Origin of the sequence: Streptomyces sp. NBC_00236 (genome assembly GCF_036195045.1) — a bacterium.
Taxonomy (GTDB): Bacteria; Actinomycetota; Actinomycetes; order Streptomycetales; family Streptomycetaceae; genus Streptomyces.
Map to the genome: position 1 here is coordinate 837,621 of NZ_CP108100.1, position 22,455 is coordinate 860,075.

Genomic DNA, 22,455 nt, shown 5'->3' on the forward strand with positions numbered 1-22,455 from the left:
CACACCCGCGTGCCCCTGCCCCTGTTCCCTCACGCACCACAGTCTCCCACCACCGGGGAGTCCCGCGGGGCCGCCGCAGGGAAGACGCCCCCTGACTGCTCGCCTCGGCCGGTCCGCCGCTCAGGCGTCCCCGTACGCCTCGTCGCCCAGTTCGAGTGCCGCCTCTCCCGCGGTGGCGTCGGCCAGCCAGCGGCGGAAGTCCTCGACGTCGGCGTCCGGCAGTCCGATCTCGATGCTCACCGCCTCCGCGTACCGGACCTCGCGCACGGTGCGCCCGGTGGCCCGCAGTTCGTTCTCCAGCCGGCCGGCGCGCTGATGCCCGACGGTGAGCGTCGCGATGCGGAACCGCTGCCGGGTGAGCGTGCCGATGGCGTCGAGGGCCTCGCCGACCGCGCCCCCGTAGGCCCGGATCAGTCCGCCGGCGCCGAGTTTCACGCCGCCGTAGTAGCGGGTGACGACGGCGACGACGTACCGCATCTCGCGGCGCGTGAGCATCTGGAGCATGGGAACGCCGGCGGTGCCCCCCGGCTCGCCGTCGTCACTGGCCTTCTGTACGGAGGCGTCGGCGCCGATCACGTACGCGAAGCAGTTGTGCGTGGCGGTCGGGTGCTCCCTGCGGACGCGTGCGACGAAGTCCTGGGCGTCCTGCTCGGTGGCGGCGGGGGCGAGCGCGCAGATGAAGCGCGATCGGCTGATCTCGGTCTCGTGCTCGCCCGCGCGGGCGACTGTCCGGTACTGCTCCTGCATCCGGCCAGCCTATGCGCAGCCGCGGGAATGGTCCGGGGCGGCCGCCCGTTGTGCGGATCATGTACGCAGACACGGAGACGATCCGCAGGATTCTCAAGGACACCGGCGACACCTGGGCCGTGGTCGGCCTGTCCGGCAACCGCTCGCGCGCGGCCTACGGGGTGGCCGAGGTGCTCCAGCGCTTCGGCAAGCGGGTGGTGCCCGTCCACCCCAAGGCGGAGCGGGTGCACGGCGAGGAGGGCTACGCCTCGCTGGCGGACATCCCCTTCCCGGTCGACGTGGTGGACGTCTTCGTCAACAGCGAGCTGGCCGGTGCGGTGGCGGACGAGGCGGTGACGATCGGCGCATCGGCGGTCTGGTTCCAGCTCGGCGTGATCGACGAGGAGGCGTACGAGCGCACCAGGGCGGCCGGGCTCGACATGGTCATGGACCGCTGCCCCGCGATCGAGATACCCGCGCTGAACGGCTGACTGCGCCGGGGCGGTCGTATGTGCGGGGTATCACACGCCGCAACGGGCTGGGAGGATGGCCCGCTGTGAGTACTGCCCACGCCACGGACGTGTCCGCCGCCCCCCACTCCCGGGCCCGCCTGTCCGGACAGCTCGCTGCGCTCGGCGTCGAGCGCGGCGGCGTCCTGATGGTGCACGCGTCTCTGAGCGCCGTGGGGGCGGTGGACGGCGGCGCGGACACGGTCGCCGCCGCGCTGCGCGAAGCGCTGGGCCCTGAGGGCACGCTGGTCGTCCCGTCCTTCACCCCCGAGAACTCCGACACCTCCCCCCAGTACCACGCCCGGGTCCACGGTCTCGACGAGCGGGGGCGGGAGGCCGTCCGGGCGGCGATGCCCGCGTTCGACCCGGGCACCACGGCGGCCCCGTCGATGGGCCGGCTCGCCGAGACGGTGCGCCGGTCCCCCGGCGCCGCCCGCAGCGCGCACCCGCAGACCTCCTTCGCCGCCGTGGGGCCACTGGCCGGCCATGTGGTGGCCGGCCATCACCCCGACTGCCACCTGGGCGAGGACTCCCCCCTCGCCCGCCTGCACGCACTGCGCGCCCAGATCCTGCTGCTCGGCACCGGTTTCGGCTGCTGCACCGCGTTCCACCTCGCCGAGTACCGCGTACCGGCCCCGCCCCGCCGCACCTACCGCTGCGTGGTGCGGGGCGGCGACGGGAGCCGGTGGTGGGAGTACGAGGACGTGGCGCTGGACGACAGCGACTTCACGGAGCTGGGCGCTGACTTCGAGCGTTCGGACCATGGCACGGCGGTCCGCGCCGCCCCGGTGGGCTCCGCCACGGGCCGTCTGTTCCGCTTCCCGGCAGCCGTCTCGTTCGCCACGGGGTGGCTGACGGCGCACCGCTGAGCTGGGCGGTCACCCGTCCCAACGTCCCGCCCCAGGCGCTCTGTCACTCATGGGCGTAAGCCTCTAGATTCTTCGTTGACTGCGGGACGGAGCGGGGGGCCATGGAAACGGCGCAGCGGGTAGTCCGGAGAAATGGGCTGTTCTCCAGGTTGGTGCTGGTTCTCGTCGGAGCATCGGTGCTGCTCCTGTGCTACAGCGTGCTGCGGGAGAACCTGCCGGACAGGCTCACCGTCAACTGGCCCTGGAAACTCAGGCTGCTCGACATCCAGAGCGCGACCACCGCAACGATAGCGACAGTGGGCGCATCCCTGGCGCGCGCGCAATACGCGCGCGCAATACGGCCTGCGCTGGGGTATTTCGGCCGGGCCATGGCCGAACTAGCACCCGGTGAACGGCTCGCATGGGGATGTCACATGATCAACGGTGCGCAGGACGTCGCCATCGTCCAGGAGATGAGCTACCAGGTCAGGTTCACAGAGTCCGCTAGCCAGGAGAACAGCCGGAACGGCACGGAATGGGTAGACGTCCATACCGCTGCAGCCACCATCGAGTCGCGCGGGCTTGAACACCGAGAGGACTTCAGGCTGGACTTCGTCGGGCCGGGCCGCCCCCTACCCGCACAGGGACTCATGCTGCTCAGCTGGTTCACGGAACGAGCCATGCGGGAGGTGGAGAGCGTCTTCGTACGGGTGCGCGTCGTCGACCGGGTCGGCGACACGCACGAGCGCTGCATCAACCTGCTGAAGGGGGCGAACCGTACGCCCCGCCACCCCGACGCTCCACCATTCTGACCCTTGGACGGGCTCACGACATGCAAGCCGGACGCCCGTCCGGTGAGCCCTCGCCCGACAAGCGTCAGCCGCCGGTTCCCAGACTTTCGACCACGACGGCCCCGGGCAGCGCCGCCAGCGCCTTGCCCGTGATGATCAACTTGCCCCGGCGGGTGCCGCTGCCGACCAGGACCCACTCCTCGTCCACCACGGCGGCGTCGATCAGCAGGGGCCAGCCGTCGGGGAGTCCGACCGGGGTGATGCCGCCGTACTCCATTCCCGTCTCGCCGACCGCCGTCTCCATCGGGGCGAACGAGGCCTTGCGAGCACCGAGATGCTTGCGTACGGCACCGTTCACATCGACGCGGGAGTGGGACAGCACGAGACAGGCGGCCAGGGTGACCTCGCCCCCGCGCTTGCCCGCCACCACGACGCAGTTGGCGGACCGGCGCAGCAGATCGGCCCCGTGGTGTGCGACGAAGGCCGCCGTGTCGGCGATCTCCGGGTCCGTGTCGACGTGGATGATCTGCTCGGCGGGCACGCCGCCCCAGCCCCCCTCGACGGCTCGGGCCACCGGAGCCGTGAGGAGTCCGAGACGTTCGGCGGCAGGGCAGGCATCCTCGAAGGAGCCGATCGGGGCGCGCATGCGCGCAACGCTAACAGCCCCTGGTCCGTTGCCGGTTGGGTGTCTCATCTGACGGGCGGGATCGCCACGGCCATCGTGAGACGGACCGGCTCGGAGCCCTCGTTGCGGTAGGCGTGCGGGTGGTGCGCCTCGAAGGTGGCGGAGGCTCCGGCGGGCACGGCGTACGGGGTGTCGTCGACCACCAGGGTGAGCGTGCCCGTGGTGACGTGGAGGAGTTCCACGGTGCCTTCGGGGTGCGGGTCGGACGCGCTCGACTCGCCGGGCATCAGGTGCCAGGACCAGAGCTCCAGCGGACCCCGGGCCTCGGTTCCGACCAGCAGCGTGGTGGAACTGCCCGCCTCGGTGGACCACATGCGGACGGCCTGGCTCTCGGGGACCAGACGGACGGGCGCGCCCCGTTCGTAGTCGAGCAGCGTCGTGATGCTGATCCCGAGGGCGTCTGCGAGCTTGACCGTGGTGCCGACGCTGGGATTGGTGCGGGCCTGCTCGATCTGGATGATCATCCCGCGACTGACCCCGGCACGGGCGGCCAGCGCGTCCAGGGTGAAGCCCCGCTCGCCGCGCCATCGCTTGAGGTTCCGGGCGAGGGACTGGGTCAGCTGGTCGAGATCCGTCACATTCCGTCCAATATTTTGGATGCCTTGGTAGCGAATACTGCACTACGGTGTGCTGTACTCACCGTTCATCGCACTGTACTGCGAGGCCCGCCCATGACCGCACTGTTCGCCCTGGCCACCAGCCTGCTGTGGGGGCTGGCCGACTTCGGCGGCGGGGTGCTGACCCGGCGTGCCCCCGCGCTCACCGTGGTGGTCGTCTCGCAGGTGATCGCCGCGGTCGTGCTCGGCGTGATCGTGATGGCGACCGGCGGCTGGAGCGAGGCCGGCCCACGGCTCTGGTTCGCCGTCGCGGCGGGTGCGGTGGGTCCGGTGGCGATGCTGAGCTTCTACAAGGCCCTGGCGCTCGGCCCGATGGGCGTGGTCTCACCGCTCGGTTCACTGGGGGTCGCCGTGCCCGTGAGCATCGGGCTGGCCGTCGGCGAGCGTCCCGGTCTGCTGCAGTGCGCGGGTGTGGCCGTCGCCGTGGCCGGCGTCGTGATGGCGGGCGGACCGCAGTTGCGCGGCGCCCCGGTGCAGCGTCAGGCGGTCCTGCTGACCCTCGTCGCGGCGTTCGGCTTCGGGGCCGTGATGGCCCTCATCGCCGAGGCGTCCACCACGGTGACCGGACTGTTCCTGGCGCTCTTCGTCCAGCGGATCACCAATGTGACGGTGGGCGGTGCGGCGCTGTACGCCTCCGTGCGGCGCGGGGCACGCGCCCTGCCCGAGGAGGGGGGCGCCGCCCTGGTGGTCGCCGCACTGCCGGCGCTGACCTTCGTGGGTCTCGCCGACGTCGCGGCCAACGGAAGCTACTCGATCGCCGCGCAGCACGGACCGGTGACCGTGGCAGCCGTGCTGGCCTCGCTCTACCCGGTGGTCACGGCCCTGGCCGCGCGCGGACTCCTCGGGGAGCGGCTGCGCGGGGTACAGGCCGCGGGCGCCGGCCTCGCGCTGCTGGGCACGGTGCTGCTCGCGACCGGTTGACGGCGGCGGTGGCAGGCGGGCCTCAACTCTCGTCGAGCTCCGCCACGGCCAGGAGCTGTTCGGGCGTCACGCCCGCCGGGATGGGCACCGGGGCCGGTGTCCGCAGGGGCGGTTGCCACCCCTTCTCGGGGTCCCAGCTGCGTACGACCCGGGCCGGGGCCCCGGCCACGACCGCATGGTCGGGCACCTCACCGCGTACCACCGCACCCGCGGCCACCACCACGTTGCGGCCGAGCCTGGCACCCGGAAGGATCACCGCCCCGGTGCCGATCCAGCAGCCCGGGCCGATGGCCACCGGCTCCATCCGCGGCCACTGCTTGCCGACGGGCTGCCGCGGGTCGTCGTAGCTGTGGTTGGTCGAGGTGATGTAGACGTACGGTCCGCAGTACGTGTCCGAGCCGATCGTCACCGTGGTGTCCGCGACGACATGGCTGCCGCGTCCCAGCACCACTCCGTCGCCGAGGGTCAGCACGGTGTCGGACCCGAGATCGAGATCGGGCATGAGCCCGGCCGTCAGGGTGACCTGCTCGCCGATGATGCAGTGGGCGCCCAGCTCGATCCACGGCTCACCGAACACCGTGCCCTGCGGGAAGGCCAGCCGGGTGCCCTCGCCGATCCGGCGGAAGCGCAGCCCTCCGGGGTGCGCCGCCGTGACCGCACCGGTCTTCTGCACCCAGCGCCAGCAGCGGTGGACGGCCCCGGACAGAGCGCGCCGCCGCCAGGCGGTCACGGAGGAGAACGTGTTTCTGTTCTTCGGCACTCGCACACGGTAGTCGGCCGCCCCATCGGCGATCGCCGCACCGTCCTGTGATCTTCGCCCCACCCGGCCGCGGAGCGCCCGGCCCGTCGCTTACCGTTTCCGGGGCGGGACCGCCGGTCGGCGACCGGGCGGCCGCGCCCCACGGCACGGGAGAACGAGAGGACGCGCGATGGCAGAGCAGGCGTTGATCACGGCCATGGGCGGCAAGGAGCCGGTCATCGACGCGGATGCCTTCACCGCACCGACCTCGGTCGCGATCGGTGAGATCACGATGGCCGCGGGCTCCAGCCTCTGGTACCAGGCGGTGCTGCGGGCCGACTGCGGCCCGATCGTCATCGGCGCCGACTCCAACATCCAGGACAACTGCAGCGTCCACGTCGACCCCGGTTTCCCCGTGACGGTCGGCGAGCGGGTGTCGGTCGGCCACAACGCCGTACTGCACGGCTGCACGATCGAGGACGACGTCCTGGTCGGTATGGGTGCCACCGTGCTCAACGGCGCCCACATCGGTACCGGTTCGCTGATCGCCGCCCAGGCCCTTGTCCCACAGGGAATGCGCGTGCCCCCGGGTTCCCTGGTCGCGGGCGTGCCCGCCAAGGTCAAGCGGCAGCTGACCGAGGAGGAGCTCGAAGGAATCAGGTTCAACGCGGTCGGTTACGTGGAGCTGGCCAGGGCCCACCGACAGGCGTACGAGAACTGAGCGCTCGGGCCCCGGCCGGACGGCCGGGGCACATGTGTCGCCACCCGGGCAGCCGGGTCGGCCTTCGTCAGTCGGCGACCGGTACGGCCTCGGGTTCGGGCGCGGTCACCGTGGACTGCGCGGCCGCCTTCTTGGCCCGGTTCTTGATGATCAGCATCGAGGCGAGGCCGATCAGAACGGCGATCGCCAGCCCCAGGTACGAGAACCGCTTGAGCCACTCCTCGGCGACGACACCCACGGAGTAGATGACGGCGGTGGTGCCGCCCGCCCAGGCGATGCCGCCGAGCACGTTGGCGGTCAGGAACTTCCAGTACGGCATGTGCAGGACGCCCGCGAGCGGTCCGGCGAAGATGCGCAGCAGTGCGACGAAGCGGCCGAAGAAGACCGCCCACATGCCCCACTTCTGGAACGAGCGCTCCGCCATGGCGATCTGGCCTTCACCGAAGTGCCGGGGGAACTTCCCGCCGAGCCAGGCCAGCAACGGCCGTCCACCCTTGCGGCCGATGGCGTAGCCGATGGAGTCGCCGATCACCGCCCCGGCCGTGGCGCAGGCGCCCAGGATCCACGGGTTGATGCCGTCGTGTCCCGCGGCCAGCAGCGCCGCGCTGATCAGCACGATCTCGCCGGGCAGCGGAATGCCCAGGCTCTCCAGCCCGATGACGACGCCCACCAGGACGTACACGCTGATCGCGGGGACGGTCTCCAGCCACTCCTGGATGTGCAACGCCGGTTCCTCCGTAGTGATGTCCTCATCGCCCGCCGGACAACTCCTCGGCGCACGGCGGAAGCCTACCGGTCGCCCCGTCGGCCCCGACAGGGCGAAGGGGACCGGCCGCCCCCGGACGCCCGAGGGGCCGCCCGCCCCCTCCCGGGTGCGTGGCGGCCCCGTCCGGGCAGGTCCGGAATCAGGCGATCGGGCGCAGCGTCCAGAGGACGGTCATCTCACCGGTCACCGCACCGTCGGCGCGCCGGATCCGGACGGCCACGGGAAACTCGGGGCGCTCGCCCGCGTCGAGTTCGGCGACGACGTCGGCCACCGGGCGGCCGAGCGTCGCGGTCGCGGTGACCTCGCCCATCGCCAGCTTCTTGTAGGCGATCTCGGCGTTCACCGCGAGCGGGACGGCCCGCGTCAGCTGGTCACCGAACGCGGCCATGACGATGGCCCCGCTCGCCGATTCCGCGAGGGTGAACATGGCTCCGGCGTGCGGTCCGCCGACGTGGTTGTGGAAGTCGGCCTGGTCCGGCATGCGGACCACGGCACGTTCGGCGGTGGACTCCAGGAATTCGAGGTTGAGGGTCCGGACCATCGGAACCGACGCGGCGACCATCTCGCCCGCGGTCATCTGTTCAGCGCTCATGGCCCAGATGTTACTCACGAGTAGAGATATTTGGCCATGGCTCACGGCCGTGCGCCCGCGCCCCGGACGCATCCTTCACCGTCCGCTCACGGGGGCGGTGATAGCCGCCCGGGCGGCGCCCCTCTATCGTTACTCGCCATGTGGCCAGGACAGCAGCCGCCCGGGGGCGAGCAAAACCCGCAGGACCAGAACCAGAACCCGTACCAGCAGCCGGGGTACCAACAGCCGAACCCCTATCAGCAGCCGGGGCAGCAACAGCCCGGCCCCCAGCAGCAGCCGGGGTACGGCTATCCGCAGCAGGGTCAGCCGGGGCAGCAGCCCGGGTACGGCTACCCGCAGCAGGGTCAGCCGGGGTATCAGCAGCCCAATCCGTACCAGCAGCCGACCGTCCCGCAGTACGCGGTGCCCGGTCCGCCCGGCGGGCCCCAGCCCGGCAACGACAAGAAGAAGACGACCGTCATCGCCATCGTCGCGGCGACCGCGGTCGTGGTGGCCGCGGCGGTCACCGGTGTCGTCGTACTGAACAAGGACGACGACGACGGCAAGAACGTCGCCGACGGCAAGAAGTCGTCCGCGCCCGCCAAGCCCACCGACGCCGCTTCCTCGCCGGTGGCGAACCCACGGGGCGAGGACGCGGAGGCCAAGCCGCTCATCGCGGGCTGGAAGGTCGTGACCAACCCCAAGTGGGGCACGCAGTTCGACGTGCCCGGCGACTGGGAGGTCGGGTCCCCCGGCACGTTCTCGTACTTCGAGGACGACGCGAAGGGTGACGGCTCGCCGCTGATCGGCTTCTCCGCGCCGGCGGACCTCAAGAAGAAGTGGTGCGTCGACGACTTCGACAAGGACGGCACCAAGGAGAACTACAGCCTCGCCGGTACCGGCACCCGCGGCGCGGAAGGCGCCACGGACGCCGCCCTGAACGCCAGGAACGAGGCGGGCACCTGGGCCTGGGGCGCCTACGCCCAGCACATGCCGAAGAAGACCATCAAGATCAGCAAGGCCAAGCAGTACACCACCACGTCGGGCCTGACGGGCAGCCTGGTCACGGCCACCGCCCCGAACGTCACCAAGAAGAAGAAGTGTGACAGCGACGGCAAGACCTACGCCTTCACCTTCAAGAACAGCAGCGGCGCCTTCTCCTCCTGGGTGCTGTACGCCGCGGCCGGCGTCGAGGGCGAACTGCCGGAAGCCACGGTGCAGAAGATCCTCAGCACGGTGCGCCTGGTCAAGATCACCAAGTCCTGACCGGCGGAAACGTATTTGGCACAACGAGGTCGTTGCCGCGATAGTCCCTGAGTGACTGACGCAGCCGACCCCGCACCCCGCCCGGACCGCCCCATCCCGGCGGGCCGCAACTACCGGCTGCTGACCGCCGCCGCGATCATCACCGGCCTGGGCACCCATGGCGCGCTGATCGCGGCGGCGTTCGCGGTTCTGCAGTCCGGCGGCGACGGCGGGGACGTCGGTCTGGTGGCCGCCGCCAGGACCGCGCCGCTGGTGCTCTTCCTGCTCATCGGCGGAGCGATAGCCGACCGGCTGCCGCGCCATCGCGTGATGGTCGCGGCCAACACCCTGAACTGTGTCTCCCAGGGCGTCTTCGCCTGGCTGGTCCTGGCCGGTGACCCGCAGCTCTGGCAGATGATGCTGCTGACCGCGCTGTGCGGGACCGGACAGGCCTTCTTCAGCCCTGCGGCCGAGGGCATGCTGATGTCCAGCGTCAGCGGTGAACAGGCAAGTCGGGCCTTCGCCCTCTTCAGGATGTCCATGCAGGGCGCGGCCATCGGCGGGGCGGCGCTCGGCGGGGCGATGATCGCCGCGATGGATCCGGGCTGGGTGCTGGCCGTCGATGCCGCCGCCTTCGCCCTGGCGGGTGCGCTGCGCGCCTTCCTCGACGTCAGTCACATCCCCGCCCGGGAGCCGGGTGGTGGCCTGCTCGCCGACCTGCGGGACGGCTGGCAGGAGTTCATCGGGCGTCCCTGGCTCTGGGCCGTCGTGGCGCAGTTCTCCGTGGTCGTCGCCGCGGTCGGGGCCGCGGAGGCGGTCTACGGGCCGCTGGTCGCCCAGGAGGAGCTCGGGGGCGCCCGTCCCTGGGGTTTCGCGCTCGCCGCGTTCGGGGTCGGCACGGTGGCCGGGGGGCTGCTGATGGTGCGGTGGAAGCCGCGGCGGCTGCTGCTCGCCGGAACACTCTGCGTCTTCCCGCTCGCCCTGCCCTCGGCGGGGCTCGCCGTCCCGCTGCCGGTGGAGGGGCTCTGCCTGGTGATGTTCGTCAGCGGGGCGGCCATCGAGGTGTTCGGCGTCTCCTGGATGACGGCCATGCACCAGGAGATCCCGGAGGAGAAGCTGTCCCGGGTCGCGGCGTACGACTGGTTCGGCTCGGTCGCCATGGTGCCGGTCGCCACCGCGCTCGCGGGCCCGGTGGAGTCGATGGTCGGCCGCAGTCAGGCGTTGTGGGGCTGTGCGGGTCTGGTCGTCCTGGTCACCGGCGCGGTGCTGTTCGTACCGGACGTACGCAACCTGACCCGCCGGACCACGTCCGCCGAGGTGCTCGCCAAGGTCCCGCCGGCGTCAGCCGATGCCGAAAGCCCCGTCGGGCGGCTCGGGTGAGGCGACCGCCTCGTCGTCGCCCACCGGCCGCGCGCCCTTGAGGAGTGCGGCGACCGCATCTCCGTACGCGACCCTGGCCGCGAACGCGTCGGCGGCGCAGCGGCGGGTGAGCGCGGCCGTGTCGAAGGGCTCTCGGGACGCGACGAGGACCACGTTGCCGAAGCGCCTCCCCCGCAGCACGGCGGGCTCGGCGATCAGGGCCAGCTCCCCGAAAACGGTCGCGAAGGTCGCCAGTTGCGAGCGCAGGAAACCGAAGGGCGCCCCGTCGGCCAGGTTGGCCGCGTAGATCCCGCCCGCGCGCAGGGCCCGTGCCGCAGCCTCGGCGTAGGGCACGGACGTCAGGTGGGCCGGTACCCGCGAGCCGCCGAAGACGTCCGCGATCACCAGGTCCACCGAGCCGGGGGCCGTCTCCTCCAGCTGCCTGCGGGCGTCCGCCGCGTACACCGTGATTCCGCTGCGCTCGGGCAACGGCAGGTGTTCCGTGACGAGGCCGAGCAGCCCGCGGTCCGCCTCGGCGACGTCCTGACGGGAACCGGGCCGGGTCGCTGCGACGTAGCGGGGCAGGGTGAGGGCGCCGCCGCCGAGGTGCAGGACATCCAGCGGCGCGCCCGCTCCGGCCGCGCAGTCCACGACGTGGGCCAGCCGTCGCGCGTACTCGAATTCGAGGTGCTCCGGCGCGTCCAGGTCGACGTACGACTGGGGTGCGCCGTCGACGGTGAGCAGCCAGGCCCGCTCCCGGTCCACGTCGGGGAGCAGCCTGGCGGTGCCGTGGTCCACGTCGCGGATGACGGGTATCGACTCGTTCACGACACCATTGTGCGGCGTGGGATCAGCTGTTCCTGACCGCGGCGACGGCTTCGGTGTGCGCTGCCGACTGGGCGAGTCCGGCGCGCGCGGCGGCGGCCCGGCTGCTGGGGTCGAGCGGATTGCGGCCGAAGGCCTTCTTCGCCGCGGCGTCCGGGGTGATGACGACGGTCCGGGCACCCTGCGCGGCCAGTGCGTCGGCCTGGGAGCGGGGCGACGCGATCACCTTGTTGCCGGAGGCCGTCGGCGCGATGACGACGACCCGCTCGTATCCGGCGGCCAGGTGGGCGTTGGCCGGGGAGTGCACACCGCCGTCGATCCAGGACCGTCCGCCGAAGGAGGCCACGGGCCAGACGGCAGGGACGGCGCAGCTCGCGGTGACGGCGTCGGCCAGTGACACCCCGCTGTCCTTGTCGAACGTGTGCAGCTCACCGGTGACCGCGTCGACCGCGGTGACGCGCAGCGGGCGCTGCGGCCACTCCGGCGACAGCAGCCTGCTCGCGATGACCGCGCGCCGCTCCTCCGGCGAGAGGCCGACACGGGCTTCGCGGGCCATGCGGGCCAGCTTCTGCCCGTACGCCTGCGGGGTGCGCGAGGTCAGCACGGCCCGTGCGTAGCGCAGGACGGTGACCGCGCCGAGTCTGCCGCCCCGCTCGGCGCCGGCTTCGGCCAGCTGGAGTTCGTACAGCTGCGGCAGGCCGATCAGCCCGGAGGCGAGCTGTGCCCCGACGACCGCACCGGCCGAGCTGCCGATGATCACATCGGCGGTGGACAGGTCCAGTCCCGCTTTCGCGAGGCCGTGAAGGATTCCGGTCTCCCAGGCGCTCCCGGTGATGCCGCCGGCACCGAGCACCAGTGCTGTCTCTGTCATGCCGTCAGTCTGGCGCACGGCGGCGGGCCCGCCGCCCCCGGGGTGCGGGCGACGGACCCTGAACAGCCGTACCTCTCAGAGCAGTCCGGTGACGGTGCCCGCGCCGACGGTGCGGCCGCCCTCACGGATGGCAAAGCCCAGACCGGACTCCAGCGGCACGTCGCGGCCCAGCTCGACGGTCATGGTGACCGTCTCGCCGGGGCGCGCGACCGCGACCGCTCCGAGGTCCACGTCGCCGACGACGTCGGCGGTGCGGATGTAGAACTGCGGCCGGTAGCCGGTGGCGACCGGAGTGGTGCGGCCGCCCTCGCGCCCCGACAGGACGTACACCTGCGCGGTGAAGCGCCGGCTCGGTGTCACACTGCCGGGCGCCGCCACGACGTGCCCGCGTCGCACCCGGTCGCGCTCGACTCCGCGCAGGAGCAGGGCGACGTTGTCACCGGCCTCGGCGGACTCCATCGGCTTGCCGAAGGTCTCCAGACCGGTCACGACCGTCTCGATGCCGGCACCGAGCACGGACACCCGGTCGCCGACGCGCACGGTGCCACGCTCCACCGCACCGGTGACGACGGTGCCCCGGCCGGTGATGGTCAGGACGTTCTCCACGGACAGCAGGAACGGCGCGTCGGTGTAGCGCACCGGCATCGGCACGTACGTGTCGACGGCGTCGAGCAACGCCTCGACGGCCGAGGTCCAGCGTGGGTCGCCCTCCAGCGCCCGCAGACCCGACACCCGCACGACGGGCACGGTGTCGCCGCCGTACCCGTGCGCGGACAGCAGCTCGCGCACCTCCAGCTCGACCAGGTCGGTCAGCTCGGGGTCACCCGCGTCGGCCTTGTTCAGCGCGACCACGATGTGGTCGACGCCCACCTGACGGGCGAGCAGCACGTGCTCCGCGGTCTGCGGCATGATCCCGTCCAGCGCGGAGACGACGAGGATCGCCCCGTCGAGCTGGGCGGCACCGGTGACCATGTTCTTGATGTAGTCGGCGTGTCCGGGCATGTCGACGTGCGCGTAGTGGCGGGTGCCGGTCTCGTACTCGACGTGCGCGATGTTGATGGTGATGCCGCGCTGCGCCTCCTCGGGCGCCCGGTCGATGCGGTCGAACGGGACGAACGTGCCGGTGCCCCGGTCGCTGAGGACCTTGGTGATGGCGGCGGTCAGGGTGGTCTTGCCGTGGTCGACGTGCCCCATGGTGCCGATGTTGAGGTGCGGCTTGGTGCGGACGTATGCCGTCTTGGGCATGGTGAGTTCCTTGGGAAGCGAAGCTGGAGAGGGGACCCCGGGGCCCGGCCGACCCTCCCCTTGCGGGGTCCGCCGGACAGTCGGGGGAGGGTCAGCTTCGGGCGCCGCCGAGGGGCGCTGCGGCAGCGGTGCACGCTGCTGCGACAACTGCTGCGAGGGGGCTCACGGCAGCCTCCGGCGTGTCCGCGACTGCGGACTGCGCTGCGAGGAAGGCGTACCGGAACATGGCTCGATCATCTCCGACGGCCGTCGGCCCGTCGAGCGAATTTCGGCGAGCGGTACGGAGGTTGGCCCCGGCACTCATCGCAGGTGCTTGGTGGCCTCTCGTACGGACAGCGGCGCCAGCCGGTCCCTGGCACCGTCGACGAAGTTGCGTACGGCCTGCGGGGCGGTCTTGGCGTACTCGCGCAGGCACCAGCCGATCGCCTTGCGGATGAAGAAGTCGGGATGGTCCGCGCGGCGCAGGCAGTAGGCGAAGAGCCGGTGCGCGTCGGTGGCCTCCTTGAAGCGGAGCTGGTGCAGCAGCGCGGTGCGGGCGATCCAGAGGTCGTCGTCCTCGATCCACTCGTCCATGGTCCGCCGCAGCTCCGGGTCGGCGGCCACCAGCGGCCCCGCGACATGGGCGGCCAGGGTGTCGACGGTGTCCCACCAGGGCTCGGTGGTGACCAGACGGCGCAGCACCGGAACGAATCCGGACGAGCAGCGTGCGACATGACGGCGCAGGTAGTCGGCGGCGAAGTACCGGTACTCGCGTTCGGGCAACGCCCAGCAGCGCAGCGCGATCGCCGCACAGTCCCGCTCGTCGGGGCGCGGCGTGCCTTCGAGGACGGACCGGGACAGCGCGCGGCGGCGGGGCGTGGGAATGCCGAGGAACGGTTGGACGTGCTTCATGTACGCGGCGGCCGACCGGGCGCGTACGGGGTCAGCGGCCGTGGGGTACAGCAGGGTCAGCCGCTCCAGCACCGTGTCGGCGAGCGTGCTCCCGGGCGGCCCGGGGGGCGCTTCGGCGCGCTGCGGGTCCGGTTCGGCTCCATGGCTCATAACGGTTACGTTACGGCGATCACCTCAAGGATTCGGTTACTCTCCCCGAATGCTCGACCCCGTCCCCGTTCCTGCCGCCCGGCCCTCCGGTGGCCTCGCCGTGCGCTGCACGCGGGTGCTGCTGTCGCCCTGGTCCCGGTTCTCCCTGCTCGTGGCCGTCCTGCTGGCCGCCGCGTCGACGATGCTGCTCCTGGAGCCCCAGCGGCTGCTGGCCTCGGGCTGGCCGGCCCAGCTGAGCGGCGGGGCCGCCGCGGTCGTGCTCTTCGGCCTCGCGTACGGCGTCTGCACGGTGGCCTTCGTACCGAGACCGCTGCTCAACCTCGCCGCCGGTGCGCTGTTCGGCTCGCAGGCGGGACTGGCGGCGGCCCTGGCGGGCACGGTGCTCGGCGCGGGCATCTCGTTCATGCTCGGCCGGGTACTGGGCCAGGAGGCGCTGCGTACGCTGCTGCGCGGGCGCTGGATGCGTGCGGCGGACGGCCAGCTGAGCAGGCACGGTTTCCGTTCGATGCTGGCGCTGCGGCTGTTCCCCGGGGTGCCGTTCGCCGCCGCCAACTACTGCGCCGCGGTCTCGCGCATGGGGTATCCGCCCTTCCTCGTCGCAACCGGCCTCGGATCGATCCCGAACACGGCCGCGTACGTCGTCGCGGGGAGCTCGGCCTCCTCCCCGACCTCACCCGCCTTCCTGGCCGCGATGGGCTTCATCGTGCTGACGGGCGCCGGCGGGGCCGTGGTCGCCTGGCGGCGGCGCCACCGGCTCGGCGCGGAGTGACGCGGCGGGCAGCGCGGGGGCAGTCGTCCCCCTGTTCATCCGGGGGCGATACGCTGCCCGCGACCGACTGACGATCTCCGGGCCCGGTGCGGCCCTGTCATCGCACGACCGCAATCCGCACGCCGCCGACGGTTCGACGCCGTCGGCCGATGCATGATCACTCCGGGATGGCCCAAGCCCCATGAGCTGGTTCGAATCGTTCGTCCTCGGCCTCGTTCAAGGACTGACCGAGTTCCTGCCGATCTCCTCCAGCGCGCATCTGCGGCTCACCGCGGCATTCGCCGGCTGGCACGATCCTGGCGCGGCGTTCACCGCGATCACCCAGATCGGCACGGAGGCCGCAGTCCTCATCTACTTCCGCAAGGACATCGTCCGCATCGTCTCGGCATGGTTCAAGTCGCTGACGGACCGCTCGATGCGCGGCGACCACGACGCGCAGATGGGCTGGCTGGTCATTGTCGGCTCCATTCCCATCGGCGTGCTGGGTGTGACGTTCAAGGACCAGATCGAGGGCCCGTTCCGCGATCTGCGGCTGATCGCCACCACCCTGATCGTGATGGGCATCGTCCTCGGCATCGCCGACCGCCTGGCCGCGCGCGACGAGGCCGGCGGCAAGCACCGGGCCATCAAGGAGCGCAAGTCGCTCAAGGAACTCGGCGTCAAGGACGGCCTGATCTTCGGCTTCTGCCAGGCGATGGCCCTCATTCCGGGCGTCTCCCGGTCGGGTGCGACGATCAGTGGCGGTCTGCTCATGGGGTACACCCGTGAGGCGGCGGCACGTTACTCGTTCCTGCTCGCGATCCCGGCCGTGCTCGCCTCCGGTGTCTTCGAGCTCAAGGACGCGGGCGAAGGTCACGTGTCCTGGGGGCCGACGATCTTCGCGACGTTCATCGCCTTCGGCGTGGGATACGTGGTCATCGCCTGGTTCATGAAGTTCATCACGACCAAGAGCTTCATGCCGTTCGTGATCTACCGGATCATTCTGGGCATCGTGCTGTTCATCCTGGTCGGCGCGGGGTCCCTGAGCCCGCACGCGGGTGAGTCCGCGGGCTGATCACGTGGGCGTGTCCAGCGCCTTTCAGCAATTCCGGACGCCTCCGCACCTCTGCGCTTCATGATCATCTCCCGCCTCTCTCCCGCTTGCCTCCCGATCCGGGACGGGGAGCGGGGGCAGGGGCAGGGGCGGGGGGTGTTGGCGTGGCCATCGGGCTGTTGAAGCCGCCACACCCTTCCTGCGTCTGCTGAAGCCCGTCACTGGCGGCAGGTGGCAGGCGCCCCGCCGGGACTGCAAGCCTCACGCGAAGCAGCTTCATACCCGGTCGGTCCGGCGAGCGGCCCGAAGAGGCCGACCGGTTCACCGAGCCGAAGCCCCTGGCCCAAAAGCGAGTTGGGGTCGATTCGCTACGCTCGGTCGGTCAGGGGATCGGCACTCAGACAGTCCTCCTGTCCACCGTGAGTCGACAAGGGGTCGCTGTCATGAGTCCTGCACCGGGGAGCACGTGCTCGACCGCCAATTGCCGGGGCGTCCGCATCCCGGATCAAGGCTATTGCCTCATGCACGCCGCCGAAGCGGGTCGCGCAGCCTACTTCGCCGGACTGGTCCCCGGCTCCAGCATCGATCACCGGTGCACCCCCTTCCCCGGCCACCTCCTCGATCGCCTCCTTCAGGCCCTCCATGACCCCGAAGCCGGTCGCGCCCGGATCGGCGAAGCTGACTTCAGAGGGGCGGAGTTCCACGAGGCCGCATTCGACAGGGCGATCTTCTCCGGAACTGCCAGACTCAGCGGGGCGGAATTCTACGAAAGAGCCTCGTTCACCGAGGTGCAGTTCCTTGGCGATGCCTGCTTCGACGGAACCCATTTCCATGAGGTCGTCGGATTCGCCGATGCACAGTTCTCCAGGCAAGCCGGGTTCAGCAAGGCGAGGTTCGACGCTCAGGCGACGTATGACCAGGTACAGTTCGCCGGCGCCGCCGCGTTCGACGACGCACAGTTCTCCGGTACGGCCAGATTCTACGGCGCGAAGTTCGACGGACAGGCCATGTTCATCGGGGCCAGGTTCTCCGGAAGCGCTGGGTACACTGCGGCGCGGTTCTCCAGCTACACCTCATTCGCAGGGGCAGAGTTCGCAGGCGACGCCGGCTTCGGCGCGACAATGTTCTCCGCGCAAGTCGACTTCGCCCGGGTCCAGTTCTCCGGCCCTGCACACTTCGTCAGGGCCGAATTCTCCAGCGATGCCGGCTTCGGCGCGGCCATATTCTCCGGGGAGACCGAGTTCGACGGGGCGCGGTTCTCCAGCGCCGACTTCAGCGGCGCGCTCTTCGCACGGACGACCCGGTTCGGGCCGATGGAGTGTGCCAAGGAGATCGATCTGTCCGGTTCGGTTTTCGAGGTTCCCGTATCACTGGAGATCGCGGCCGTTGCGGTGCGCTTCGAGAGGACTCGTTGGGAATCGACGGCAACCCTTCGCCTTCGCCACGCCACGGTGAACCTGAGTCATGCGGTGCTGACCAATCCAGTGGCGGTCACGGCCCATCCGACGCTCTTCAACGCCGGGGGCGGCATCGAGGTGAGGGAAGACCTGCTTCGGGGCTCCCGAAGCGGAGTGCGGGTGTCCTCGGTGCGCGGGGTGGACGCCGCACACCTGGTCCTGACGGACATCGATCTTGTCGACTGCCTGTTCGCCGGGGCCTTCCACCTCGACCAGCTCCGTCTGGAAGGCCGCTGCACCTTCGCCCCCACTCCCACCGGCCTGCACCGCCGCTATCTCATCTGTCCGTACCGGTGGAGCAGTCGACGCACCCTGGCCGAGGAACACCACTGGCGCGCGCAGGTCGCCGGCCAACCCGCACTGCCGGATGGCCGGCATCCCTCCCCCCGTGTCTGGCGCACCGGTCCGGCCCACCCCAGCCCGGATCTCACCCCTGACCCGGAAGACGTGGCAACCCTTTACCGGCAGTTGCGCAAGGCGTTCGAGGACGGCAAGAACGAGCCCGGGGCAGCCGACTTCTACTACGGCGAGATGGAGATGCGCCGCCACGACCGCGTCGATACGACGACCGGCGAGCGCTTCCTTCTCCGGGGGTACTGGCTGCTCTCCGGCTACGGCTTGCGCGCATCCCGCGCCATCGGCTGGCTGCTCGCAGCGATGGCGGTCACCATCGTGCTCATGCTGGGCCTCGGCCTCCCCGACTCGTCACCCGAGCAAGTCGCCACGGGTACTGTCCCCGCCGGCGGGGGGCAGGTGACGCTGGTCGTGGGCAAGGAGGACGCACGGCTGACTCTGCCTGTCACCGATCGGTTCACCGGGGAGCGCTTCGACAAGGCCGTGCAGGTGGTCCTGAACTCCGTCGTGTTCCGCACCAGCGGCCAGGACCTCACCACCTGGGGCACGTACACGGAGATGATCAGCCGCTTCCTGGAGCCCGTCCTGCTCGCGCTGGCCGCCCTTGCCATTCGTGGCCGCATCAAACGCTGAACCGAGTGGTGTCCGCCGGCCGTGGGGCCCGGCCGGCTTCTCAGCTCCTGTCGTTCAGGTGGGCCCTCGCTGCGTTGGCGCAGGCCGGGTGCACGGACTGAAGCGCCCCGCCGGTTTCGGATGCGGGCGCGGGCGCCTGGGGCCACGCTGGAGGTATGGCTACTCCCCCGATTGTGATCCATCGACCGACACCGTCCGGCGCCCGGCTCGTCACCGTGCACATCGCCGGTCGCGAGGAGCGGCTCGGGCTCGCGCACAGCGATCACGATGTCATCGTGTTCCTCGCCGACGCCGGCATGGCGGACCCGGCACGTGCCCTCGACACACCGTCCCTCGTCGAGTGGCAGGGCGCCGCCGCCCACGACTTCGCAGCGGCCTGAGCGCGCCGGGCTCCGTCTGCCGGTACGAGGAGCCCGGACACCGCGCTGCCCCCGCCCCGCGGAGCGGGAAACGGGGGCAGCGCGGGCCTCGACGCGGGTGATGTCACTCGGTCTCGGCGAAGGGCGGAAGATCGGGTTCGACGAACAGCCCCTGGTAGCGCGGTGTCGGTACGGCCTCGGCGCGGCCCGGGGCCTCGGACGCCGAGCCCGCCGCGCTCTCGTCCGAGCGCCGCTGAACCTGGCGGGGCGGGGTATCAGCCATCGGGGTCTCCTGTTGCTTCGCAGTTGTTCTGGGGCCCCGGGACGCCGTCCGGTCCTTCGGAACGCGGCGGCGACGGGGTGTGGCACCGTCCCGGCCCCACACCCACCAGGGCACCGGTATCCGACGAGGCATGCTGAGAGTATCCGTTGTCACGGGCCCGGCCGTAGCCGCCGTCGCCCGGTCCGCCCGCCATTCGCCTGCACAGCCGTGTCAGCGGGCGTCGCGGTCCTCCTGCCAGCGGGCGTACGGGATGCGGGAGATCTCCCGTACGCCTCCGAAGGTGCCCCATTCGTCCTTGCCCAGCCGGGTCAGCGGGCGGAGTGCGGTGACTTCCGGATGCCCGTCCGTCATGACGTCCTCGTCGACCGCGGCATGCACCACCCGCCCGAACACGACGGTGGAGTCGCCGAGCAGGACCGTGCTGTGCAGCTCGCACTCGAGCGCGACCGGCGCCCCCGCCACGCGCGGCGGCTTCACCCGCAGGCTGGGCTCCCGCTCGACGCCCACGGCCTCGAACTCGCTGACGCCGCGCGGGAAGTCGGTCGCCGTGGCGTTGATCTGCTCGAAGAGGTGTTCCGGGGCGAAGTTCACGACGAAGGAGCCCGTCGCCTCGATGTTGCGCAGGGTGTCCTTGCGCCCGACCGAGGTGAACTGCACGACGGGCGGGCTGACGCACGCGATCGTGAAGAAGGAGTGGGGCGCCAGATTGGCCGTCTTGCCGTCCGGGGTGACCGTGGAGACCCACGCGATGGGCCGGGGAACGACCACGGCGGTGAGCAGCCGGTAGAACGTGCCGGTGTCGGTGGCGCCGGGATCGAAGTCGATACGCATGACGCCGAGTATGCCGAGTACGGCGTCCGGATCTCCCGCTCTCCCGCGTCTCCCGGCTCTCCCGCCGTGCTAAACCTCCGTGTCCCCCGGGCCTCCCGGGCCCTCGGAGCCGAACTGCTCGGCCCTCAGGGCCAGGTCCTGGAGCACATCGGCGGACGACACGTCCGTCTGGCCCGAGTCGTGCACCTGCGCCAGCATCGCGAACGCCAGCGTGAACGCCCCGACGAGTTGCTCCACCGCCCCGCCGACCTCCCGGCCGACCAGGACCACCACGTCCTCGATCGTGGCGTCCTCGGGGATCGCGATCCGTGGCATCGTCTCGTTGAGAAGGGCGGTCACCACGGTCGAATCGGTGCTGGGGTCGTCACGTTCCGGGTCCTCCTCCAAGAGGCGGCGCATCTCGCCCGCTTCGGTGAGGATGCCGATCACACGTTTCACGACTTCGCTCTGCTCCATCCCGCGAGCATAGGCGCAGGCGCACCGGCCGACGAGGACAACCGGCGCCCGTCGCCGGCCGTGCCGGACCGGCGTACCCAGGCCCCCGTCGCGCCTCCCCCTGCGACGGGCGCCGACCGGCCGTAGCGTACGAGGCAGGCCGACCGGGTCCGGAGGAACGGGCCGGGGGCCTGCGGGCGCCGTGCGGCGTGCGCGGGCCGGGGCAGGCACCACCGCACTCAGGAGGCATCCATGACCGGAACCGAGCTTCCCGTGATCGCCGCGGTCGACGGGTCCACGCACAGCGACGACGCGCTGGACTGGGCGGCCCGCGAGGCGTCCGGGCGGGGGCTCCCGCTGGTGGTCGTGCACGTCCGCCTCCTGACCCGGCGTACCGGCCAGGAAGCGCAGCAGCGCGAGGCGGAGGAACTCCTCGCCCGGTCCGTGCAACGTGTGGAACGGGTCGCTCCCGGGTTGCGCCCCACCACGCTCGCACCGCTCGACTTCCCCTCGGCCGCACTGGTCTCGCTCAGCCGCGACGCGTCGCTGGTGGTGGTCGGCTCCCGCGGACTGGGCGGGTTCCGTTCCCTGATGCTGGGCTCCAACAGCCTGGCGACCGCCTCGATGGCCATGTGCCCCGTGGTCGTCATCAACGGCGGGCGGCCGGACGAGGAGCCGGACGGGAACAGCCCTGAGGTCTTCCGTGACGTCGTGGCGGGGGTGGCCGCGGACGAGAGCAGCGAGGCGGTGCTGGAGTTCGCCTTCGAGACGGCGGCGGCCCGGCCCGGTGCGCGGCTGCGGATCGTGCACGGCTGGACGATGTTCTCGTCGATGCTCTCCGGTGGCCCCGTGTTCGACCGGGAGGCGGCGGCCGACTCGGCGGAGCGGTCGCTCGCCGAGCTGACAGCGGGCCGGCGCGAGAAGTATCCGCAGGTGGAGGTCGTGAAGGAGCCCGTCCACGGCTCCGCGTCGCGCACCCTGGTCACCGCGTCGGCGACCGCGGCCCTGACGGTGATCGGCCGGCGCAAGGGCGGCGAGTCCCTCGGGCTCGGGCTCTCCCCGGTCGCCCAGACCACGCTCACGCACGCCCTGGGGCCGGTGGCAGTGGTGCCCTGCTGACCTCCTTCGCGCGCCGCCACCGAGCTCTTCCGTGGGCCGTTCCCGGCCGGATTCCGCCCTTCGCAGGCCGCCGCGGGTGCACGCCACTTGGCCCCTGGCGTCCAGGGGCCCACACTGACCCGATGACGCAGCGTGTGGATCTCTCGACCGTGATGGACCGGATCTCCATCGATGCAGTGATCACCGGCTACGCCGTGGCGGTGGACGACGGTGCGTGGACGGACTACCGGGCCCTGTTCACCGCGGACGGCCGCGCCGACTACCGCACCGCGGGCGGCATCGAGGGCCCCGCCGCCGAGGTCGCGGACTGGCTCTCGGAAACCTTGCTGCTCTTTCCCGTACGGCAGCACCTGATCGTCAACCGGCGCCTGGACCTTCAGGACCTCGGCGGCTATCCGGGCGACCGTGCCCGGCTGCAGGCCGACTACATGAACCCGATGCGGCTCGTGAGCGGACCGGAGGCGGAACGGGGCGGGGACACCGGCTCGGCGGACCGTCCGACCGCCCCGAACTTCGTCTCCGGCGGGCGCTACGCCTTCGAGCTGCTGCGGACCGACGGTGGCTGGCGGATCCAGGGCGTGACGGTCCACGAGAAGTGGCGGGACCTGTCGGGCTCCCTCGCCGCCGGATGATCCACCGGGCGAACCGCCCGGTGAACCGCCCCGGCCCGCCTCCGCTGCCCCACACTGGGGGCACGACGGA

General features: G+C 71.4%; 26 protein-coding genes. 13 read left to right on the top strand and 13 right to left on the bottom strand.

Annotation, left to right across the window (positions count from 1 at the left end):
- Nucleotides 1-120 precede the first annotated feature (120 nt).
- Nucleotides 121-747, bottom strand: a complete 627-nt coding sequence (locus OG446_RS03615; RefSeq protein WP_328892650.1) for a YigZ family protein — start codon at nucleotides 745-747, stop codon at nucleotides 121-123.
- 59 nt (nucleotides 748-806) lie between these two features.
- Here OG446_RS03615 and OG446_RS03620 point away from each other — a divergent pair, with 59 nt between their 5' ends.
- The 3 genes from OG446_RS03620 to OG446_RS03630 all read left to right on the top strand — a co-directional run bounded on the left by OG446_RS03620 (nucleotide 807) and on the right by OG446_RS03630 (nucleotide 2,895).
- Nucleotides 807-1,217: a CoA-binding protein gene (locus tag OG446_RS03620; RefSeq protein ID WP_328892651.1), complete on the top strand. Its 411-nt coding sequence runs from the start codon at nucleotides 807-809 to the stop codon at nucleotides 1,215-1,217.
- A 65-nt stretch (nucleotides 1,218-1,282) separates the two neighbouring features.
- Nucleotides 1,283-2,104 (top strand): aminoglycoside N(3)-acetyltransferase, encoded by an 822-nt coding sequence (locus OG446_RS03625; RefSeq protein ID WP_328892652.1) that lies wholly within the window; start codon nucleotides 1,283-1,285, stop codon nucleotides 2,102-2,104.
- A gap of 101 nt (nucleotides 2,105-2,205) precedes the next feature.
- Nucleotides 2,206-2,895 carry a hypothetical protein gene (locus OG446_RS03630; RefSeq protein ID WP_328892653.1) on the top strand — a complete coding sequence of 230 codons (690 nt, stop codon included), beginning with the start codon at nucleotides 2,206-2,208 and terminating at the stop codon, nucleotides 2,893-2,895.
- 64 nt (nucleotides 2,896-2,959) lie between these two features.
- Here OG446_RS03630 and OG446_RS03635 read toward each other — a convergent pair whose 3' ends face one another.
- Entirely contained in the window at nucleotides 2,960-3,520 is a 561-nt protein-coding gene (locus tag OG446_RS03635; RefSeq protein ID WP_328892654.1) for a YbaK/EbsC family protein, read from the bottom strand.
- A 44-nt stretch (nucleotides 3,521-3,564) separates the two neighbouring features.
- Nucleotides 3,565-4,137: a helix-turn-helix domain-containing protein gene (locus tag OG446_RS03640; RefSeq protein ID WP_328892655.1), complete on the bottom strand. Its 573-nt coding sequence runs from the start codon at nucleotides 4,135-4,137 to the stop codon at nucleotides 3,565-3,567.
- 93 nt (nucleotides 4,138-4,230) lie between these two features.
- On the opposite strand from OG446_RS03640, the gene OG446_RS03645 reads away from it, so the two are divergent.
- The gene (locus OG446_RS03645; protein WP_328892656.1) at nucleotides 4,231-5,097 is read left to right on the top strand and encodes an EamA family transporter; all 867 of its coding nucleotides are present in this window, start codon (nucleotides 4,231-4,233) and stop codon (nucleotides 5,095-5,097) included.
- Nucleotides 5,098-5,119: 22 nt separating this feature from the next.
- Here the strand turns inward: OG446_RS03645 and OG446_RS03650 are convergent, their stop codons facing one another.
- The gene (locus tag OG446_RS03650; RefSeq protein WP_328892657.1) at nucleotides 5,120-5,857 is read right to left on the bottom strand and encodes an acyltransferase; all 738 of its coding nucleotides are present in this window, start codon (nucleotides 5,855-5,857) and stop codon (nucleotides 5,120-5,122) included.
- A 169-nt stretch (nucleotides 5,858-6,026) separates the two neighbouring features.
- Here OG446_RS03650 and OG446_RS03655 point away from each other — a divergent pair, with 169 nt between their 5' ends.
- A complete protein-coding gene (locus OG446_RS03655; protein WP_328892658.1) occupies nucleotides 6,027-6,557 on the top strand; it encodes a gamma carbonic anhydrase family protein in 531 nt (176 codons plus the stop codon).
- 67 nt (nucleotides 6,558-6,624) lie between these two features.
- Here OG446_RS03655 and OG446_RS03660 read toward each other — a convergent pair whose 3' ends face one another.
- Both OG446_RS03660 and OG446_RS03665 read right to left on the bottom strand, forming a co-directional pair.
- Nucleotides 6,625-7,281 carry a DedA family protein gene (locus OG446_RS03660; RefSeq protein WP_328892659.1) on the bottom strand — a complete coding sequence of 219 codons (657 nt, stop codon included), beginning with the start codon at nucleotides 7,279-7,281 and terminating at the stop codon, nucleotides 6,625-6,627.
- 181 nt (nucleotides 7,282-7,462) lie between these two features.
- On the bottom strand, nucleotides 7,463-7,900 hold the full coding sequence (locus OG446_RS03665) for a DUF4442 domain-containing protein (protein ID WP_328898186.1): 438 nt from the start codon (nucleotides 7,898-7,900) through the stop codon (nucleotides 7,463-7,465).
- Nucleotides 7,901-8,053: 153 nt separating this feature from the next.
- Between OG446_RS03665 and OG446_RS03670 the strand changes: the two genes are divergently transcribed.
- Both OG446_RS03670 and OG446_RS03675 read left to right on the top strand, forming a co-directional pair.
- Complete coding sequence (locus OG446_RS03670; protein WP_328892660.1) at nucleotides 8,054-9,160, top strand: hypothetical protein; 1,107 nt, start codon at nucleotides 8,054-8,056, stop codon at nucleotides 9,158-9,160.
- 51 nt (nucleotides 9,161-9,211) lie between these two features.
- On the top strand, nucleotides 9,212-10,519 hold the full coding sequence (locus tag OG446_RS03675; RefSeq protein WP_328892661.1) for an MFS transporter: 1,308 nt from the start codon (nucleotides 9,212-9,214) through the stop codon (nucleotides 10,517-10,519).
- Here OG446_RS03675 and OG446_RS03680 read toward each other — a convergent pair.
- The 4 genes from OG446_RS03680 to OG446_RS03695 form a co-directional block, all read right to left on the bottom strand.
- Nucleotides 10,481-11,326: a spermidine synthase gene (locus tag OG446_RS03680; RefSeq protein ID WP_328892662.1), complete on the bottom strand. Its 846-nt coding sequence runs from the start codon at nucleotides 11,324-11,326 to the stop codon at nucleotides 10,481-10,483. The two genes, OG446_RS03675 and OG446_RS03680, sit on opposite strands and share 39 nt — an antisense overlap.
- Before the next feature lie 22 nt (nucleotides 11,327-11,348).
- Nucleotides 11,349-12,194: a patatin-like phospholipase family protein gene (locus OG446_RS03685; protein WP_328892663.1), complete on the bottom strand. Its 846-nt coding sequence runs from the start codon at nucleotides 12,192-12,194 to the stop codon at nucleotides 11,349-11,351.
- A 75-nt stretch (nucleotides 12,195-12,269) separates the two neighbouring features.
- Nucleotides 12,270-13,439 (bottom strand): elongation factor Tu, encoded by a 1,170-nt coding sequence (gene tuf, locus OG446_RS03690; RefSeq protein WP_328892664.1) that lies wholly within the window; start codon nucleotides 13,437-13,439, stop codon nucleotides 12,270-12,272.
- 300 nt (nucleotides 13,440-13,739) lie between these two features.
- On the bottom strand, nucleotides 13,740-14,480 hold the full coding sequence (locus OG446_RS03695; protein WP_328892665.1) for a DNA alkylation repair protein: 741 nt from the start codon (nucleotides 14,478-14,480) through the stop codon (nucleotides 13,740-13,742).
- A gap of 49 nt (nucleotides 14,481-14,529) precedes the next feature.
- On the opposite strand from OG446_RS03695, the gene OG446_RS03700 reads away from it, so the two are divergent.
- The 4 genes from OG446_RS03700 to OG446_RS03715 all read left to right on the top strand — a co-directional run bounded on the left by OG446_RS03700 (nucleotide 14,530) and on the right by OG446_RS03715 (nucleotide 19,106).
- Nucleotides 14,530-15,249, top strand: a complete 720-nt coding sequence (locus OG446_RS03700; RefSeq protein WP_328892666.1) for a TVP38/TMEM64 family protein — start codon at nucleotides 14,530-14,532, stop codon at nucleotides 15,247-15,249.
- A gap of 181 nt (nucleotides 15,250-15,430) precedes the next feature.
- Entirely contained in the window at nucleotides 15,431-16,303 is an 873-nt protein-coding gene (locus OG446_RS03705) for an undecaprenyl-diphosphate phosphatase (RefSeq protein WP_328892667.1), read from the top strand.
- Between the two features lie 500 nt (nucleotides 16,304-16,803).
- A complete protein-coding gene (locus OG446_RS03710) occupies nucleotides 16,804-18,726 on the top strand; it encodes a pentapeptide repeat-containing protein (RefSeq protein ID WP_328892668.1) in 1,923 nt (640 codons plus the stop codon).
- 155 nt (nucleotides 18,727-18,881) lie between these two features.
- Nucleotides 18,882-19,106: a hypothetical protein gene (locus tag OG446_RS03715; protein ID WP_136326307.1), complete on the top strand. Its 225-nt coding sequence runs from the start codon at nucleotides 18,882-18,884 to the stop codon at nucleotides 19,104-19,106.
- A 103-nt stretch (nucleotides 19,107-19,209) separates the two neighbouring features.
- Here OG446_RS03715 and OG446_RS03720 read toward each other — a convergent pair whose 3' ends face one another.
- The 3 genes from OG446_RS03720 to OG446_RS03730 all read right to left on the bottom strand — a co-directional run bounded on the left by OG446_RS03720 (nucleotide 19,210) and on the right by OG446_RS03730 (nucleotide 20,655).
- Nucleotides 19,210-19,368: a hypothetical protein gene (locus tag OG446_RS03720; protein WP_328892669.1), complete on the bottom strand. Its 159-nt coding sequence runs from the start codon at nucleotides 19,366-19,368 to the stop codon at nucleotides 19,210-19,212.
- Nucleotides 19,369-19,578: 210 nt separating this feature from the next.
- Nucleotides 19,579-20,199 carry a flavin reductase family protein gene (locus OG446_RS03725; protein ID WP_328892670.1) on the bottom strand — a complete coding sequence of 207 codons (621 nt, stop codon included), beginning with the start codon at nucleotides 20,197-20,199 and terminating at the stop codon, nucleotides 19,579-19,581.
- A 69-nt stretch (nucleotides 20,200-20,268) separates the two neighbouring features.
- Nucleotides 20,269-20,655: a hypothetical protein gene (locus OG446_RS03730; protein WP_328892671.1), complete on the bottom strand. Its 387-nt coding sequence runs from the start codon at nucleotides 20,653-20,655 to the stop codon at nucleotides 20,269-20,271.
- 231 nt (nucleotides 20,656-20,886) lie between these two features.
- Between OG446_RS03730 and OG446_RS03735 the strand changes: the two genes are divergently transcribed.
- Together OG446_RS03735 and OG446_RS03740 are read left to right on the top strand one after the other, a co-directional pair.
- Entirely contained in the window at nucleotides 20,887-21,753 is an 867-nt protein-coding gene (locus OG446_RS03735) for a universal stress protein (RefSeq protein WP_328892672.1), read from the top strand.
- A 122-nt stretch (nucleotides 21,754-21,875) separates the two neighbouring features.
- A complete protein-coding gene (locus OG446_RS03740; RefSeq protein ID WP_328892673.1) occupies nucleotides 21,876-22,385 on the top strand; it encodes a nuclear transport factor 2 family protein in 510 nt (169 codons plus the stop codon).
- Nucleotides 22,386-22,455: the final 70 nt, after the last annotated feature.